This window comes from Phyllobacterium sp. 22229, assembly GCF_052056495.1.
Classification (GTDB): Bacteria; Pseudomonadota; Alphaproteobacteria; order Rhizobiales; family Rhizobiaceae; genus Phyllobacterium; species Phyllobacterium myrsinacearum.
Map to the genome: position 1 here is coordinate 1 of NZ_JBQEPA010000007.1, position 16,478 is coordinate 16,478.

Here is a 16,478-nt window from a genome sequence, read left to right on the forward strand (position 1 = left end):
TTCAATAGGCAAAAGAAATCCATCCGCCCAAACGACGCCAATTCTGCTTGACACTGATTCCCGGAAATGCGATTCTCGATCCTGCTAGAGATATGAGAGAAGCCTTCCAAGACAGAGATGTTTAGGTGGGCTTTTTTCTTGTGCGGTTAATCTCCTGTTTTTCCTACTGTTTCCGATTCCCTGAAGGCTCGATAGAGTTCGTCAAGGTTATCGGCAATATATGCACCGAAACGAGAAGCATTTTTGGCCTTCAATGCCAGTGTAAAGCTCTTTCCCGTATCTTTGATCTCTGCGTTGAGCGATTTATCCTTGGCCGCCCAGGTCTTTGTCCTTGAAGCGCCCGCTTTCGGCACCGGCCGCTTTGTATTGCTCAGGCAATCGAACAGGCGCGCAAACCGGTCATCGCTGTTCTCAACAGCAAAATCCGCAGAGCGAATGAACTCGGCCGCCCTCGCCTGATTGCCCGGCTGTTCCAGAAATTTGGAAAGCTGCCACCAGCGATCCCGCCCCGTTGCCTTGGCCGAACCAATGGCAAGAACGATAGTCTCTGGAATGTTAGATGAAACCGACTGCATCTTGGAGAAGGTGGTCGGATCGAGCGCCAGCGCCGATTTGACCACGGCGTGGTCATAGCCAAGATCGCCAAGCCGCTTTGCAAACAGTGTCCGCTCGATAAAGGAGAGGTTTTGCCGCGCCGCGTTTTCCTGCCCCTGCGCAATGACGTGATCCTGATCCGCCATCGGCTTGACCACGGCGCGTACAAACTTGCCGAGATGCCGTGCGGCCCTAACCCGGCGATGACCGAAGACGATCTGATAACGGCCGGATATCGAGGGATGCGGGCGAACGAGAACCGGCGAATCCTGTCCCCTCTGCGCAATGGCGGCCAGCAGTTCCTGAAAGGCCTGATCGTCGTCATCGATGCGATCGGAGACAAACGACCCGTCGATCAGTTCCGGATCAAGTTCAACCACACTGCCCTTGGCCAGCTCTTCGAACGAGCTCTTGATGGAGCGCGATGCGCCTGTCACCACATAGGACAGCGCGTCATTATGCTCCGTCTGTGCTGGCGCTGCGTTCATCACGCTGCTGAAAATATCCTTCCTGGCCATCTAATTGCGTCCATTCCCAGTCATGCGGTTGATTTCTCTTGAGAAAACCAATGTTTTTACGGCAGTAAATCGTGCGTTCATGTCACCGGCCCCATGCACGATGCACCAGCGAAGCGATCTCGGCATTAACAGCGTCAAGCGACTCGATCGCCCGCTCATAGGTTGAGCGCGTGAAACTGTTCTTCTCCACCTCATAAAGCGTCTGTTTGGTCAGGCCGGCATCCGACACCGCCGTGGATTTCAGCATGGCATTGGCCAATATCTCTTCAGCCAGCATGGATTGCATGAAGCCCACCATCTGCGCCTGCGGAATATCCGTCGGTTCATAGCGGGTAATCAGATAGCGGAACCAATCAAGCTCCACCTTCGCTCCGGCCTGCTTCACGGTCTTCAGGATACCGCCCAGCATCAGCAGGAACTGCGACATGGACATCAGATCCAGCATCTGCGGATGCACGGTGATCAAAACCGCCGTGGCAGCGGACATTGCCGTCAGCGTGAGATAGCCGAGCTGCGGCGGGCAATCGACGACAACCACGTCATAGCGGTCATCGACACTCTCAAGCGCGCTGGCGATACGGGTAAAGAACTGCCGGCCCTCGCGCGAAGCCTTGTCTTGCATCGCCAGCGGGGTATCGTACTCATATTCCTGCAGTTCCAGATTGGCCGGAATGATGTCGAGCCCAGGGAAATTGGTCGGCAGGATCACATCGGCAATCGGCTTGCGCTGATCGTCATAACGGATGGATTCATACAGCGACAGATTCCGGTCCAGTTCAGGCTGGAAGCCGTGCAGGGCGGAGAGGGAAGCCTGCGGATCAAGATCGACCGCCAGAACCCGGTGGCCCGTCAGCGCCAGATACTGCGCGAGATGCGCCGATGTCGTCGTCTTGCCGGAACCACCCTTGAAGTTGACGACCGCGATCACCTGCAGCTTGTCGCCGGGCTTGCGGTGCGGCACATATTTTTTAACCTCGGTCCGGCCGTTGCGGTCAAGATAATGGCGCAGCTCCAGCATCTGCTCCGCCGTATAGGAACGCCGTCCGGACGCCGCCTGCGCCGGGACGGGTCCCTTGCCTTCCAGATGCAGCCGCTTGAGATTATTCTGCGTCACGCCAAGATAGTGCGCCACTTCCGCCATGGAGAACTGCCGCAACGTCTTCTTGGCATTCGGCGGAAACTTTTCCATCCGAAGCTGATTCAAGCGGCGTGAAATCTCTGCACCCTGATCGAGGATCTTGTCATCAAACTCAAACTTGGGCAGAGGTAGAGCGAAATTCATCGGAGACAAAACCTCTAATAGCGCTTTTTCAAAGCAAATCTTCTGAGAAGCGCCATTAAGCTCCGATTCGAACAAACCATCAAGAAATTTTAGGTTAACAGAAACTTAACAACAGTTTTATCATGCAGTACATGCAGCGCCATGAATCCCGCTGCATATCCGGCAGCGCCGGGATAGCCAGCATCAGAACGCAAGTAACCCGCTGTTTTTCTTATAAAAACACCGAGAATTTACTGCAGTAAACATTCCCTGAGAGCGATAACCGAGGTGATCGGGGTAATCAGCCCTTCGGCCGGGCGCCGTTTCACCATGGAAACCCGCAGACTCATCCGCTGGTTCATCAGCAATCACGCCTGCAATCACGCATCATCAGCCTCTGTCTGATCATCGGCAGCGAATCGAACGCGATTCCTGCCTTCCGATTTGGCACGGTAGAGCGCCACATCCGCGGCCTTGATAAGTTTCGGCCATCCGGCAGAGCCCAAGGCGCCTCTGGCGACGCCAAAACTTGCGGTCATATTCAGGCAAACACCGTCGGACAGCTGAATCTCGTGCCGCTGCAAGGCGAGCCGGATCCGGCGGGCACGCATGACCACATCCGCAAGCTGGTCGCCTGTCGAGAGAATGGCAAACTCCTCGCCGCCGAACCGGGCGATGACATCCGCCGAGCGGACCATCGACCGCAACAGGGCCGACACATCCCTGAGCACATGGTCTCCGGCCTGATGACCATAAGTGTCGTTGACAAGCTTGAAATAATCGATGTCCAGGAGAATGAGGCAGGCCGTCTCCGGCTGCTCGTTCTCCTTTGCCGCGCTCTGCCCGATCAGATCGAGCGTGCGTCTGTTGAAGAGGCCGGTCAAGCCGTCAGTTTCCGCCTGTTCTTTCAGTTTGTCGGTCAAAACAGCCCGCTCGTGCAGCTTGCCGCGCAAAACCTGGATCGCATCAAAAAGACGGCGCATTTCCCCCGCGTAATATTGCCTGTCGCCAAGCTTGACCGGTACGTCATGCGCAAGGCCGATGACCTCCTCCCGCGCCTGCAGGAGCGGCGACAGAACGGACCGGTGCACCATGTGAACCAGGCTCGCAAGAATGGCCAGTATCGCCGACGTTATGGCGATAACCAGGATCAAGGTGCTCAAGGCATGGTCGCGCGCGTGCATGAGTTCATCGATCTTGACGTTCAGGAACTCGCTGCGCAGGCTCTCGAGCGGTTGAAGCGTTTTGACAAAGCGGTCAGTGAACTGCTCCGCCGTCATGGAATATTGCCCGGAGACCCGGCCTTCCCCAACCAGGGCGTCGACCATGCCGAGGCCATCGCCGAAAAACACGCGCTCGATTTCCTCGCGCTTGCCGGCAAGGCGGGCATCGCTGCGGAAGAGGGCGTCTTGCCCGCCAATCAGGCGCCAGAGCTCGTTGAGCCGCCCGCGCGTCCGGCTGCTGTCAATCAGGTGCTTGCGTTCCAGTGGTTGATGGGTGGCGATCGGGGCCATGATCTGCGACGCGATGCGTCCGCCATATTCCCTCAGATCGCTCAACATGTGGCCCGTCATCACCGAGGCGGCAATCGCATCATCAGACCCGACAAGCTCGTTGACATTCCACGCCACGATTGCCTGGAAATTGTCGACAACGGCAAACATGCTTTCAATGGCCTGCTGGACATCGCCGGTGGTGCGCTGATCAAATGGGATCGCAGCGACCCGGTCGACATCCATCCTGGCGCGTTTGAGCTCAATGCCTGTCTGCTCGATCAAGCGGAGGGGCGTGGGGTGAGCCACGGCTTCGGGATCACGGGTCTGCGGGGTTGCAACGGCGGCCAGAGCGGCATCACTTGCCGCACGAAACTGGGCCAGTCGCTGGACGACGTCGCCTGCCGGCGCACCCGGGCTTCCCATGATCGTGTTCGATGGGCCGCGTTCCGCTGACAGGCGATTGGCCGCATCCAGGACTAGACGAAAGCGTTCCACCCGATCAAGATTAAGCCGCGCAAGCCGATAATCCCCATAGGATGGCAATATGACACTCGCCGCAAGGATAGCGGTGCATGCCGCCGCCATGCCGATCCCGGTCCAAAGCTTCCGATACAGGCTGGCGCCCGCAAGGTCTTGCGGCGGATTCCGGGGCGGTTCGGCAGGGTTGAACACGGTGGGTACGGGACGTCTCCCAAAACGGGCCGGACGAAAAGAAGTCAATCAATATTATCCTATCGCAATAGCTCCCGCCAGTGGCTGAAGCGCCACCTGCAAGACTGTCCTTCGTCCCTTCTGAAGTCCGCGTTTTCTGACAAACGCATGGCCTTGTCGCTCAATCGTATGGCCGTTTTGAAGGAAGATATCAATAGGCAAGTACACGCATAGGTTGAAGTAGGGCGCGCACCTTTGAGTTGTATCAATCCATAAGAAAAGCAATGAACCTACAAAAAAATACCGGGCGGCAAATGAGATACATTTGCCGCCCGGCGCTCCGGCGATAAAACCATCCGGCCAATCAAGTCCTAACGGATATCCGTTGCTATTTCTTGCCGCCCGCCTTGCGGCTGGCATCGTCCTCGACCAGCTCGTACCACATGGCATTGAGAACGGCAAAAGCAGCAGCAAACGGCAATCCGAGCAGCCAGGCAAAATACCACATTCTTTTACTCCTTCTTCGTCCTAGTAAGCGTGACCGCTCTTGTTGCTGATCGTCTTGTCGTCCACTTTCCCCCACAGCACGTGATAGACCCAGCTTGTGTAAAGGACGATCAGCGGCACGAAAATAACCGTCACCACCAGCATGATGAACAGGGTGAGGTGGCTTGACGACGCATCCCAGACCGTCAGGCTCGATCGCGGATCAAGCGACGACGGCAGGATGAAGGGAAACATCGACAGGCCCACCGTCGAAATAATGCCGAAAATCGACAACGCGCTTGCCAGGATGGTGGTGATTTCCCGCTTGAGACGGAAACCCAGCATGGCAACGAGAGCGCCCAGGAAGCCGAGGAGGGGGGCAGCCAGCATCCACGCATGTGTGCTGAAATTGGCGAACCAGGCGTTCTTGTCCGATATGACGGTTTTCAGCAGCGGATTGGATGGTCCGGTCGGATCGATGACGCTGGAAATGCGATACCCGTTCATACCGGTCCAAAGGATAAGTCCCGCAACGGCAAACAGAAGCACGGTGACCGGCGCCGCGATCCCGCCAAACCTGCGGGCTCGCTCGGCGATGATCCCCGTCGTCTTCAATTGCAGCCACGCACTGCCGTGCATGACCAGCATGGCGACCGAAAGAAGCCCGCAGAGGAGCGCGAACGGATTGAGCAGCCCGAAGAAGGACCCTTCGTAGAACACGCGCAGATCCCCGTCAAAACGGAAGGGAACACCCTGCAGCACATTGCCCAGCGCCACGCCGAAGATGAGTGACGGCACGAAGCCACCGACAAACAGGGCCCAGTCCCAGGCAGCCCGCCAGGCGGCGCTCTCACGCTTCGACCGGTATTTGAACGCGACAGGCCGGATGATCAGTGCCGCCAGGATAACGAACATGGCGAGATAGAAACCGGAGAAGGAGACCGCGTAAAGCGGCGGCCAGGCGGCAAATATCGCACCACCGCCGACAATCAGCCAGACCTGGTTGCCTTCCCAGATCGGACCGATCGTATTGATGGCGATACGGCGCTCCATGTCGGTACGGGCCACAAAGGGCAACAACGTGCCGATGCCAAGATCAAAGCCGTCGGTAACGGCAAACCCGATCAGCAACACGCCAAGCAGCACCCACCAGATCAGCCTTAAAGTATCATAGTCGAGAAATTGATGCAGGATCATGATTGTTTACTCCGCAGGTACGATATGGGGGGAAATCAGGACGGCTTCTGGCTCATTATCCAGTTCCGGCCCCTTGCGAATGGCACGAAGCATCAGGCCCATCTCAATCACGAACAGGATTGTGTAGATCGTCACGAACCCGGCAATCGTGATCAGAAGCGACGTCGCGCCCAGATTGGAAACGGCGGCCGCCGTTGGCAGGACGCCTTCGATGATCCAGGGCTGGCGGCCGAATTCGGCGACAATCCATCCCATCTCCGCTGCGATCCAGGGGAGGGGGATCGCCAGGACTGCAATGCGCAACAGCCACGGATATGTATCGAGTTGCCGCCGGACCGACAGCACGAAGAACGTCCCGGTCAACAGGATGAAGAACATGCCGAGACCGACCATGATGCGGAATGACCAGAAAAGTGTCGGAACGTGCGGGACCGTATCCAGCGCGGCCTTTTCAATCTGGGCGTCGGTTGCCTGGCGCGGGTCATCGACATAACGCTTGAGAAGCAGGGCATAACCGAGATCGGCGCCGTTGTTTTCAAACTTGGCCTGTGTCTCCGGTGCGATCGCACTGGTGCTGCCGGCCGCACGAATCTGTTGCAGCGCGTCATAGGCGACGATCCCCTGTTTGATCCGCACCTCCGCATGTTTGACCAGATCTTCAATTCCGGGAATTTCCGTGGTCAGCGACCGCGTGCCGATGAGCCCCATCACCCAGGGAATACGAACCGCATAATGGGTTTCGCGGCTCTGCTGGTCGGGAAACCCGAACGCCGTGAAGGCGGCAGGAGCGGGCTCGGTCTCCCACATGGCCTCAATCGAGGCGAGTTTCATTTTCTGGTGTTCCGTGGAGAGATAACCGCTTTCATCGCCAAGCACGACGACAGAAAGCGCTGCGGCCAGTCCGAAGGATGCCGCCACCGTCATCGACCGCTTGGCCAGCGCCGTGTGGCGCCCCTTCAGGATATACCAGGCGGAAACGCCCAGAACAAAGATGGAGGCCGTTACGTAACCGGCGGAAACCGTGTGAACGAATTTCGCCTGCGCGACCGGGTTGAACAAAACTGCAAAGAAATCCGTAACTTCCATGCGCATCGTATGGGGATTGAAGGCTGACCCCACCGGATTTTGCATCCAGCCATTGGCGATCAATATCCACAAGGCGGAGAAGTTGGAGCCGATTGCAACCAGCCAGGTTGCCGTGAGGTGCCCGACTTTGGACAGCTTGTCCCAGCCGAAGAAGAACAACCCGACAAAGGTCGCTTCCAGAAAGAACGCCATGAGGCCTTCAATGGCCAGCGGCGCCCCAAAGATATCGCCGACATACTGGCTGTAATAACTCCAGTTCATGCCGAACTGGAATTCCATGACAATGCCGGTGGCGACGCCGAGCGCAAAGTTGATACCGAACAATGTGCCCCAGAACTTGGTCATCTGGCGCCACACGACGCGGCCGGTCATGACGTAGACGGTCTCCATGATTGCAAGCAATACGGAGAGGCCAAGCGTCAATGGTACGAAGAGAAAGTGATAAAGCGCGGTTATCGCAAATTGCAGGCGCGAAAGCGCTACGATGTCGAGTTCCATCTGCTCATGCCGGGCTTACACCCGACCCCCTGTTGATCAGCGCCGCAAAGAGCGAGCGCCGAGTGATTGAGACTGCGTCCTCAGTCCGGCCGCAGTGCTGCAAGTGCGGCGTCGAATTCCGGTTCGCCGCGGTGTAAAGAGGCAACGATCTGCCCCTGTTTCATGATGAGGAGGCGGTCAGCCATTTCAGCTTCCCGCCGAATATGCGTGGCGATGAGGACGGCGTGGCCGGCCACCTCCTGCGTTAGCCGCTGCAGGACATCCCGGGCCGTCTCGCCGTCCAGTCCCTCGGTCGGTTCATCCAACAGCCAGAGCGTCGCGTTGCGCAGAAGCAGCCGGGCCAATGCAAGACGGCGCAACTGTCCGCCCGAAAGCCCCAATCCGCCTTCGCCAAGCCTTGTATCGAGCCCGGCCGGTAATTTTTCCACATGGCTTGCCAGCCCGGCTATCACAAGCACCTGCCAAAGGCGGTCGTCCCCGGCGGCGGGGTCGGCAAGCCTGAGATTCTCGCGCAGACTATCCTGAAAGAGTTCCGTCCGCTGCGTCAGGCGTGCTGAAGGAACATAGACGGCACAGCCGTTCACGGGCTGCAATTCACCGGCAATCAGCGCCAGCAATGTCGATTTGCCCGCACCGCTGGCGCCAACCAGCGCAACACGCTCGCCCGTTGCCAATGACAGCGAGATGTCCGTGAGGGCGGGAACCGCCGCGCCCCGGTGAACGGCGCTGACCTTTTCAAGCCTTGCCGCCACACCTGCCGGAGGAGGGGAGGGCAGGGCGGGGGAGGGCACAGCGGCAAGATTGCCGCCGATACGCCGCGCCGCAAGAATGGTGCGGCCCAGTTCCAGCGCACCGCGCCGCAGCCCCGCAAAGGGTTCAAGCGCTGCCAGCGCCATGAGAATGGCCAGGGCCGCAACTGGCGCGCCGATCAGGCCGGCCTGTGCGAGAATGGCAACGGCCAGCAGCGTACCCGTGAGAAGCACGGCAGAGGCGATGCCGAAACCTGCAGTCACGGCCATTTCGACACGGTTGAGCCTGTCATCCGCATTCATCAGACGATCATCGGCGGATTGGACCGCAGCACACTGCGCCGCCACCCGGCTGGCCATGATGAGATCCGTCTGCCCCGCGACAAGATCGATCACACGCGAGCGCAGCGCTTCCATCGCATGGGCCCGGCGGCGCGCCGCATCCAGCGAAAAGCGCCCGGCCAGAAACGGTATCGCCAGCCCTGTTGCCAGAAGCCAGGCGGCAACGCCCAGGCCAAACAGCGGATGCATCAGCCCGAAGACCACGCTCACGGCCACCGCGGAGCACAGCGCCACGGCGCCCGGCACCACGATCCGCAAATAGAGCGAATCCAGGGCGTCAATGTCGGCCGTCAGCCGGAACAGCAGCTTTGACGGCCGGCGAAGCAGCAGATGGGCAGCCTCGGGTCTGGCCCATCCGCGAAACAAGGTCTCGCGCAGACCGGCGAGAACACCGAGCGTGGCGTCATGGGTCGTCAACCGCTCGCCATAGCGCGCAGCGGTACGGGCAAGCGCCAGAAAACGGATACCCGCCGATGGGGCAAAGACATCGAACGCAAAAGCTGTTGCCGACGACAATCCGGCAATGGCCGTGGCGGTGATGAACCAGCCCGACAGGCCAAGCAGGGCAATGCCCGCAAGCACCGTCGCCGCCGCCAAAACCGCACCGGCCAGCAGCATGAACCGCCGCTCCGCCAGGAAGAGCCGCAACACGGGCCGGAAATCGCGCCAGAATGACATCACGCATCACTCCCCGTGAAAACGGTCCGAAGATCGACGATGCGGTCTGCCCGTGCGGCAAGAGCCGGATCATGCGTTGCGATGACCAATGTCCTGCCTTGCGCCAGCGCAAACAATCTGCTGGCAATATCATTTGCCGTCTCATCATCGAGATGTGCGGTCGGCTCGTCCGCGAGAATCAATTGCGCATGCGCGTTTGCGGCCGCACGCGCCAGGGCGAGACGCAGCGCCTCGCCACCGGAAAGACCCGAGCCGCCTTCGCCGATGGATGACTTTCCACGGGCATTGGCAACCGTGTCCAGGGCCGCATTGTGCAGCGCCGACGCCACCGCATCCGCATCGACTTCCGGCCGGCCCAGGGAAACATTCGCACCGACAGTCCCGGCAAAGATATGCGGCTTCTGGCCGACCCAGGCGATGCACCGGCGCTGTGCCGCAGCGCCTGTTGCCATGGATTTGCCGGCAACCATTATGTCGCCGCCGTCCAGCGGCGCCAGACCGGCAATCAGGGCCAGCAAGGTCGATTTTCCCGACCCGCTCGGCCCAAGCAGGGCCACGCTTTCACCTGGAGCGATATCAAGACTGAACTGTTCGAAAACCGGCCGCCGGTCCCCGGCATAACGGAACGTGACATAACGGATATGAACGGAGGGCGTTCCGAACTGCGCGGGGAATGCAGCCCGGTCATCATCGGGCTTGTCGCCATCACGCGGCAGGTCCACGCCCTTGACGGCGAGTTTGCGCAGCGCTTCCAGCGATGCTTCGCCTGCCGCACGGTCATGCCAAACCGCTGAAAGCTCGCGCAACGGCTCAAAGAATGCCGGGGCTAACAGCAGGATGAACAGCCCTTCACTCAAGGACAGCCTGCCGCGCCAGGTTCCAAAGTCGAGTTGCCCGAGAAGATGAAACCCGACATAAACCGCCACCATGGCAACGCCAAGCGCGGCAAAGAGCTCAAGGACCGCAGAGGACAGAAAGGCGATGCGCAGGACGGCCATCGTACGCGACCGCAACGACTCCGCATCGGCCCTCAGGCGCTTTGCCGTCACATCCACCGCATCCAGCGCGCGAATTGTCGCCAGTCCGCGCAGCCGGTCGAGCAGAAACGCGTTCATTCCCCCGACTTCGACCAATTGCGCCTCGCTCGCCGCCTTGGCGCGCCAGCCGATCAGCGCCATGAACACAGGAATGAGCGGCGCGGCAACGAGCAGAACGATGGCAACAGCCCAGGACAGGCTAAGCACGCACAGAAGAATGGCAACCGGCACCACCGTTGCCTTGAACCGGGCCGGACGGAACCGCGCGAGGTAAGGCACCACGGCTTCCGCCTGCTCGGCCAGGATGCTTGCCGCTTCCCCGGAGGCAATGCGGCCGGGATCAAGTGGCGAGCGACGGGCAAGGGCAAGAACGCCGTCCCGGCGCAGCCTGGCAAGCGTGGCGCGTGCACCGTGGAAAGCAAGCCGGTTGCCCGCAGCATCGATGAATGCGCGCAGTATACCGATTATAAGAACGCCGGACGCAAGCCAGAGGATGCCGGACAAACCGTTGCCCGCGGCGATCCGGCCGACAGCGATGCTGAGCAGGGCCGCCTGCGGCAGCCATAGGAGCGCGGCAACAGCCTGCACAAGGGCTGCCGGTCTCTGCCCGGGCAAATGGCTGGACGTTTCCACCCCCGCCTTATCCGGCTCCGCGGTTTTTGCGCGCGCCTGACCGTTTGCGGCCGGATCACCTGCCCGCAAAGCTACCGGGGAACTGAGTGCATCGACTGACATGACATCTATGCCTTGTCCGGACTGCGTTTGGAGCGGCCGAGCGAGACGATCTTGTCTTTCGCCTCGAGCAATCGCGTTACCTTGGCGCCAAGCGTCAACAGAGTTGCAAGGCGGTCAGTTTCGAGCTTCTTCACATCATCGTACCAAGTTGTGAGGCGCTCGATAAGCCCATGCATTTCCGCCATGCGTTCCTGGGCATGCCGCTCGGCATCGCTCGCCGGCTGCTGCATGAGTATTTCGCGCAAGACGGAGAGTGTCGGATCGACCTCGCGCTTCTTTCGCTCCTCCGCAAGCGTGCGCAAGATCTGCCAGACATCGTCCGGGGTTGTGAAGAAATCCCGCCGGTCATCCGGCAGGTGTTTCAGCAGGACAAGATTCCACGCCTGCAGCTCGCGCAGGCTCATCGACACATTGGATCTGGAAATGCCCAGCGATTCGACAATCTGATCGGCATTCAGCGGTTCGGGCGTGACATAGAGCAGGGCATAGATCTGTCCCACGGTGCGATTGATGCCCCACCGGCTGCCCATTTCGCCGAAATGCAACACGAATGACTGAACGAGAGGAGGAAGATTCATCAGAGATTCCCGACACAACAGTTATTTCAGTAATTACTGAAATTACGATATTCGATAAATCAATGAGATGCAAGTGACCGCGGGCATCAACCTGGCATTGCAACGATGACGGAAAGAATGCGCTGTCCGTTCAATGGCTTGGCCAACAAAAAACCCGGCCGTTGCCGGCCGGGTTTTCCTATTTCCATCTGAACACCGTGACGCGGTCAGTTCAGTCCGAGCTTGCCGCGCAGGGTCGAAAGGTCTTCAGCCAGCGTGTTCACGGCAGCGGCAAGCACCGAGCGGTCATCGTCGGTCAGCTTGTCATAGAGTTCGTAGCCTTCCGCGGTCTTGTATTTCGACAGGGTTTTGTCGACCGTATCGAAATTGCCCGCGACCTTGGTGACGAATGCGCCGTCACTCTTTTCGATCAGCGGACGTGCCAGCTCGAAAATCTTGCGCGAACCGTCAAAGTTTGCCTTGAAATCCCACAGGTCCGTGTGGCTGTAGCGGTCTTCTTCACCGGAAATCTTGGTCGCCGCAACTTCTTCCATCAAGGCGGCAGCGCCGCCAAAGACCTTCTCGGGCGGGAAGGTCAGATCGGTGATGCGCTTGTGCAGTTCAACGACATCGGCCTGAAGCTTGTCGGCAAACTCCGCCAGACCTTCCGTACTGTTCTGGCTGAACAGGCCATATTCAAGACGATGGAAACCGGTGAAGCCGGGATCCTTTTCCTTCTGCTCGTGGTCATCGGCACGCGAATCGATGGAACCATCGAGATCGCTGAAAAGTTCGGCCACCGGCTCGACGATTTCGTAGTTCATGCGGGTCGGGGCGTAGAGCTTCTTGGCTTTTTCCAGATCGCCGGCCTTGACGGCATCGGTAAAGGCCTTGGTCTCGCCGACCAGCTTCTCCAGGTTTTCACCGATGAAAATCTTGTACTCGGCAATGGGCCCGACGAGATCGAGAGGCGAGACCTCCGCATTGGCGGCGCGCGGCGCCGCAGCCGCGATGATCGCGACGATACTTGCGGCAAGATAGGCTCTGAATTTCATGGGTAGCTCCTTCAGGATTTGGTGTTTGTTGGCGTATGGCCGGCTGCTTCCAAGAGGGGTCGGCCGAGAAAATCGTCAGCGCCGGTGACACCCGGCAGGGTAAAGAAGAAACCGCCGCCAATGGGCTTGATGTATTCTTCCAGCGGCTCACCATTCAGCTTGTTCTGAACGGCAATAAATCCCTTCTCCAGATCGGCCTGGTAGCAAATGAACAGCAGCCCCTGTTCGAGCTGACCGGATTTGCTCACGCCGTTGGAATAATTGAACGGGCGGCGCAGGATGAGATGCGCGTCGGCCGCCTTGCTGCGGTCATTCGCCAGCCGGATATGCGCATCGAGCGGCGTGACGGTTCCGTCCGGGTCTTTCGCATAATCGGGCACTTCCGTTTCGGTACGGCCGCCAAAGGGAGCACCGCTGGGCTTGAGCCGTCCGATGATGCGCTCCTGCTCGCCAAGCGGCGTACGATCCCACCGCTCGACGAAATTGCGGATGATCCGGACCGCCTGATAGCTGCCATTGCGCGCCCAGGCCGGTTCGTCGCCACCATCCTGAACCCAGACAATCCGCTGCATCAGATCGGCATCGCCAGCGTCGGGATTGGCCGATCCGTCACGAAAACCGAGAAAGTTGCGCGCACTCTGATGCGTCCCGTCGGGACTGCGCGGCAGGACGGGAACCGACCCTTCCTGCTTCCAGCGCAAGACCATCAGATCCGGCAGGTTTTTCAGGATATCGCGCAAGGCGTGAATATTGGTGTCGGGTGTGTTCGACGATATCTGCAACGACAGGTCGCCGTGGCACAGCGACTGGTCCAGCGCGTCGTTCTTGAACGCCTTCATCCGCGACAGGCGGGCGGGTTTGTGGGGTGAAAGCCACTCCCGCTGCTCGAAGAACGACGCACCGAGCGAAACGGTGATTGTCAGATTGTCAGGCAGGACCACTGGGCCGAGGATGCCGCTGTCCGCGGGCGGCAGCTTGTCGTCGAGGGCAGGGGGCGTACCGCCCTTCATCAGAAACGCAATCCGCTCGGTGAGGCTTCTGAACAACCGTTCTACCTCTTCCGGCTTGCTCGCCAGCACCCGGAACGATGCCACCATGCCGGCGGCCGGGCGCGGTGTCACGATGCCGGACTGATATTGCCCGTGGAAGGGCTGCTGTTCCAGCATCTTGTCGCTCACGGGCGCGTCCGTCACCTGTTCGCCATGGCTGCTGGCAGCCTGAGATGCCGTGATGCCAGCCGCGAGCGCACTGCCTGCCGCACCCGCTCCAAGCAGGAGGCCGCGGCGGCTGGTCATGAAGGGTTTATTGTCTCTGTCCTTTGTCATGATTGCGTCCCCAGCCTATTCCAGCCCGACAGCGGCATTCAATTTGCCGATGGAATCGGCAAGGGCCTGCATCTGTGTGGCCAGCGCCTTCCTGTTGTCCGCGCTTACGCTGTCATAGGCCGGGAAACCATCCGCGCCGCGCAGTGATTTCAGCGTGCCGTCCACCGCAGCGAAGCGCGCTTCGATATCCGCAACAACCGCGGGAGAGCCCTGTGCAACCACGGGCTTCATCAGCGCGATCATGCGCGAAACACCGGTAAGGTTGGCTTCAAAATCGGCAAGGTCGGTTCGCGCATAGTGATTTTCGCCTGCGGCGATCCTTGTGCTTGCAATCGTGCCGATCAGGCGGGCGGCGCTGGCGGCGATCTGGTCAGGCGGGATGCGCAATGACCGCACCCGATCCTTGAGCGCCGAAACGTCGGCCAGCAGTTTTGCCGAAACGGGCGCAAGGCCGTCGAGGCTCTTGACCGAATAAAGCCCGTACTCGATACGGTGAAAACCGGTAAAGCCGGGGTCCGCCTCGCGCTTTTCCAGATAGTCGGCGACGGGGTCGATCGCATTGTGCAGATCGGCAAAGCGGTCTGCCATGGGCTCGATCTGCATGTAGGGCTGGCGGGCCTTCTGGTAGAGTTCCCGTGCCTTGTCGATATCACCGGCCTTGATGGCCTCGTCAAGCGCCTGCACGCCCTTCACAAGCGCACTTGTCTGCGTTGCAAGAAAGACCTGGTATTCGGCCAGCGGCCCAACAAACGCCACCAGCGCCGGACGCGCTGCCGCCGCATCGGCTTCCGCCGACGGTGTTACGGTCAGCGTTCCGCGCGGATTGTTGAGAAGTCCGCAGGTGATTTGATACGTGCCCGGATTGAGCTTGGCGGTCAGGGTCTGGGTAAAGCCCGGAACAATATTCTCCCGTTCCTCCACCACCATGACGCCGTCGAGAATTTCCCATTCAAGGGCCCGGTCCGACTTGTTGACGATATTGAACGTGGTCCGCCCGGCCGGAACGGTCAGGGCATTCGGATCACATTTTCCCTCACTGATCGTCACCGTAATTGCGCCCTCCGAGGCGCCGGTCTTGACCTTCGTCGAGGCATAGTAGAATGCGGCTCCGCCAGCAACGACAAGCAGGCCAGCACCCACGACGGCAAGCTTCATCAGCGCTTGTGAGGGCGGGCGGGGAGCGGACGGGTTCGTATTGTGGACCATGGGATGCTTTCAGTGGGTTGGCCGGGATGCAGCGGCAGCGCCTTGACGCTGCGCAGGCCGCAGAAAGAAGAACAGGCTGACGGCGAGGAACGCGACATAGGCGATGATTTCACCCAGCGTCGGCATATCCTGATAGCCGAACATGCCTGAAAGCAGCGTACCGAAGGCGCTGCTGACCGGCAGCACATTGCTCAAATCGAACACCACCGTCTGCAGGCTGTTCCAGACGCCCGCTTCATGCAGATGCCGCAGCGACCCGGCAAGGATGCCCGCGGCCACCACAAGGATGAACAGGCCTGTCCAGTAGAAGAACCGCTTCAGGTTGAGACGAACACCACCGGCATAAATGCCGTAGCCAAGACCGATGGAGACCAGAATGCCCAGAAGCGCGCCGAGCGGCGCCTCGGAGTTCGCGCTCTGCTGAAAAATGGCCAGGAGGAAGAAGACGGATTCAAGCCCCTCGCGAGCCACCGCAAAGAAGACCATGGCAACCAGCGCTGCCCCTTGCCCGGACGTGTGGCCGAGCGCGTCGTCGATGGAGGTATGCAGTTCCGATTTGATGGAGCGGGCAGCCTTGCGCATCCAGAAAACCATGGATGACAGCACGATCACCGCGATGAACCCGACAAGGGCTTCGAAAAATTCCTGGGCTTTCTGGGGAAACTGCGCGCTGACCATCTGCAGGCCCGCGCCCACGAACAGGGACAGGGCAACGGCAAGCAGAATGCCCACCCACACGGCAGGCATCCAGGCGCCCCGGCCGGTCTGCTTCAAATAACTCGCAACAATACCGACAATCAGCGCGGCCTCAACGCCCTCGCGCAGCATAATCAAAAATGGAACAAGCATTAAAACCAATCCTCGGCGCCGCCAGCCCGATGTTGCGCAGCGCTGGGCAAGTCATAAACCGGGACGAAAAACGAAGCAATAACAATATATTAGAAGAATTCTAAGAAAGTGAGACGGCGAATTTCTGTAATCTTTTCCGTATGTTGAGTAGTTTAGTC

At 59.5% G+C, this 16,478-nt stretch carries 13 protein-coding genes; all 13 read right to left on the reverse strand.

Annotated features, from left to right (window positions below):
• Positions 1-146: 146 nt before the first annotated feature.
• Positions 147-1,112, reverse strand: a complete 966-nt coding sequence (repB, locus tag ACTJJ7_RS10030) for a plasmid partitioning protein RepB (RefSeq protein WP_440966860.1) — start codon at positions 1,110-1,112, stop codon at positions 147-149.
• An 82-nt stretch (positions 1,113-1,194) separates the two neighbouring features.
• Positions 1,195-2,394, reverse strand: a complete 1,200-nt coding sequence (gene repA / locus ACTJJ7_RS10035) for a plasmid partitioning protein RepA (RefSeq protein ID WP_440966861.1) — start codon at positions 2,392-2,394, stop codon at positions 1,195-1,197.
• A gap of 359 nt (positions 2,395-2,753) precedes the next feature.
• On the reverse strand, positions 2,754-4,589 hold the full coding sequence (locus ACTJJ7_RS10040) for a GGDEF domain-containing protein (protein ID WP_440966863.1): 1,836 nt from the start codon (positions 4,587-4,589) through the stop codon (positions 2,754-2,756).
• A gap of 319 nt (positions 4,590-4,908) precedes the next feature.
• The gene (cydX, locus tag ACTJJ7_RS10045; protein WP_105735051.1) at positions 4,909-5,028 is read right to left on the reverse strand and encodes a cytochrome bd-I oxidase subunit CydX; all 120 of its coding nucleotides are present in this window, start codon (positions 5,026-5,028) and stop codon (positions 4,909-4,911) included.
• Positions 5,029-5,048: 20 nt separating this feature from the next.
• Positions 5,049-6,203 (reverse strand): cytochrome d ubiquinol oxidase subunit II, encoded by a 1,155-nt coding sequence (cydB, locus tag ACTJJ7_RS10050; protein WP_440966864.1) that lies wholly within the window; start codon positions 6,201-6,203, stop codon positions 5,049-5,051.
• 6 nt (positions 6,204-6,209) lie between these two features.
• The gene (locus ACTJJ7_RS10055) at positions 6,210-7,787 is read right to left on the reverse strand and encodes a cytochrome ubiquinol oxidase subunit I (RefSeq protein WP_440966866.1); all 1,578 of its coding nucleotides are present in this window, start codon (positions 7,785-7,787) and stop codon (positions 6,210-6,212) included.
• An 80-nt stretch (positions 7,788-7,867) separates the two neighbouring features.
• Positions 7,868-9,559: an amino acid ABC transporter ATP-binding/permease protein gene (locus ACTJJ7_RS10060; protein WP_440966868.1), complete on the reverse strand. Its 1,692-nt coding sequence runs from the start codon at positions 9,557-9,559 to the stop codon at positions 7,868-7,870.
• A complete protein-coding gene (gene cydD, locus ACTJJ7_RS10065) occupies positions 9,556-11,328 on the reverse strand; it encodes a thiol reductant ABC exporter subunit CydD (RefSeq protein WP_440966870.1) in 1,773 nt (590 codons plus the stop codon). Before cydD ends, ACTJJ7_RS10060 begins: the two co-directional genes overlap by 4 nt.
• A 5-nt stretch (positions 11,329-11,333) precedes the next feature.
• Positions 11,334-11,906: a GbsR/MarR family transcriptional regulator gene (locus ACTJJ7_RS10070; RefSeq protein WP_105735056.1), complete on the reverse strand. Its 573-nt coding sequence runs from the start codon at positions 11,904-11,906 to the stop codon at positions 11,334-11,336.
• Positions 11,907-12,112: 206 nt separating this feature from the next.
• The gene (gene efeO, locus ACTJJ7_RS10075; protein ID WP_440966873.1) at positions 12,113-12,940 is read right to left on the reverse strand and encodes an iron uptake system protein EfeO; all 828 of its coding nucleotides are present in this window, start codon (positions 12,938-12,940) and stop codon (positions 12,113-12,115) included.
• An 11-nt stretch (positions 12,941-12,951) separates the two neighbouring features.
• The gene (efeB, locus tag ACTJJ7_RS10080; RefSeq protein ID WP_440966875.1) at positions 12,952-14,265 is read right to left on the reverse strand and encodes an iron uptake transporter deferrochelatase/peroxidase subunit; all 1,314 of its coding nucleotides are present in this window, start codon (positions 14,263-14,265) and stop codon (positions 12,952-12,954) included.
• Positions 14,266-14,280: 15 nt separating this feature from the next.
• Complete coding sequence (gene efeO / locus ACTJJ7_RS10085; RefSeq protein ID WP_440966877.1) at positions 14,281-15,471, reverse strand: iron uptake system protein EfeO; 1,191 nt, start codon at positions 15,469-15,471, stop codon at positions 14,281-14,283.
• A gap of 9 nt (positions 15,472-15,480) precedes the next feature.
• A complete protein-coding gene (efeU, locus tag ACTJJ7_RS10090; RefSeq protein WP_105735060.1) occupies positions 15,481-16,320 on the reverse strand; it encodes an iron uptake transporter permease EfeU in 840 nt (279 codons plus the stop codon).
• Between the last annotated feature and the right edge of the window lie 158 nt (positions 16,321-16,478).

Excerpts from the sequence above, each read along its gene's own strand:
- cydD (WP_440966870.1), bottom strand. The coding sequence starts at position 11,328 with ATGTCAGTCGATGCACTCAGTTCCCCGGTAGCTTTGCGGGCAGGTGAT.
- ACTJJ7_RS10055 (WP_440966866.1), bottom strand. The coding sequence starts at position 7,787 with ATGGAACTCGACATCGTAGCGCTTTCGCGCCTGCAATTTGCGATAACC.
- cydX (WP_105735051.1), bottom strand. The coding sequence starts at position 5,028 with ATGTGGTATTTTGCCTGGCTGCTCGGATTGCCGTTTGCTGCTGCTTTT.
- repB (WP_440966860.1), bottom strand. The coding sequence starts at position 1,112 with ATGGCCAGGAAGGATATTTTCAGCAGCGTGATGAACGCAGCGCCAGCA.
- efeU (WP_105735060.1), bottom strand. The coding sequence starts at position 16,320 with ATGCTTGTTCCATTTTTGATTATGCTGCGCGAGGGCGTTGAGGCCGCG.
- ACTJJ7_RS10070 (WP_105735056.1), bottom strand. The coding sequence starts at position 11,906 with ATGAATCTTCCTCCTCTCGTTCAGTCATTCGTGTTGCATTTCGGCGAA.
- efeB (WP_440966875.1), bottom strand. The coding sequence starts at position 14,265 with ATGACAAAGGACAGAGACAATAAACCCTTCATGACCAGCCGCCGCGGC.
- efeO (WP_440966873.1), bottom strand. The coding sequence starts at position 12,940 with ATGAAATTCAGAGCCTATCTTGCCGCAAGTATCGTCGCGATCATCGCG.
- efeO (WP_440966877.1), bottom strand. The coding sequence starts at position 15,471 with ATGGTCCACAATACGAACCCGTCCGCTCCCCGCCCGCCCTCACAAGCG.
- repA (WP_440966861.1), bottom strand. The coding sequence starts at position 2,394 with ATGAATTTCGCTCTACCTCTGCCCAAGTTTGAGTTTGATGACAAGATC.
- cydB (WP_440966864.1), bottom strand. The coding sequence starts at position 6,203 with ATGATCCTGCATCAATTTCTCGACTATGATACTTTAAGGCTGATCTGG.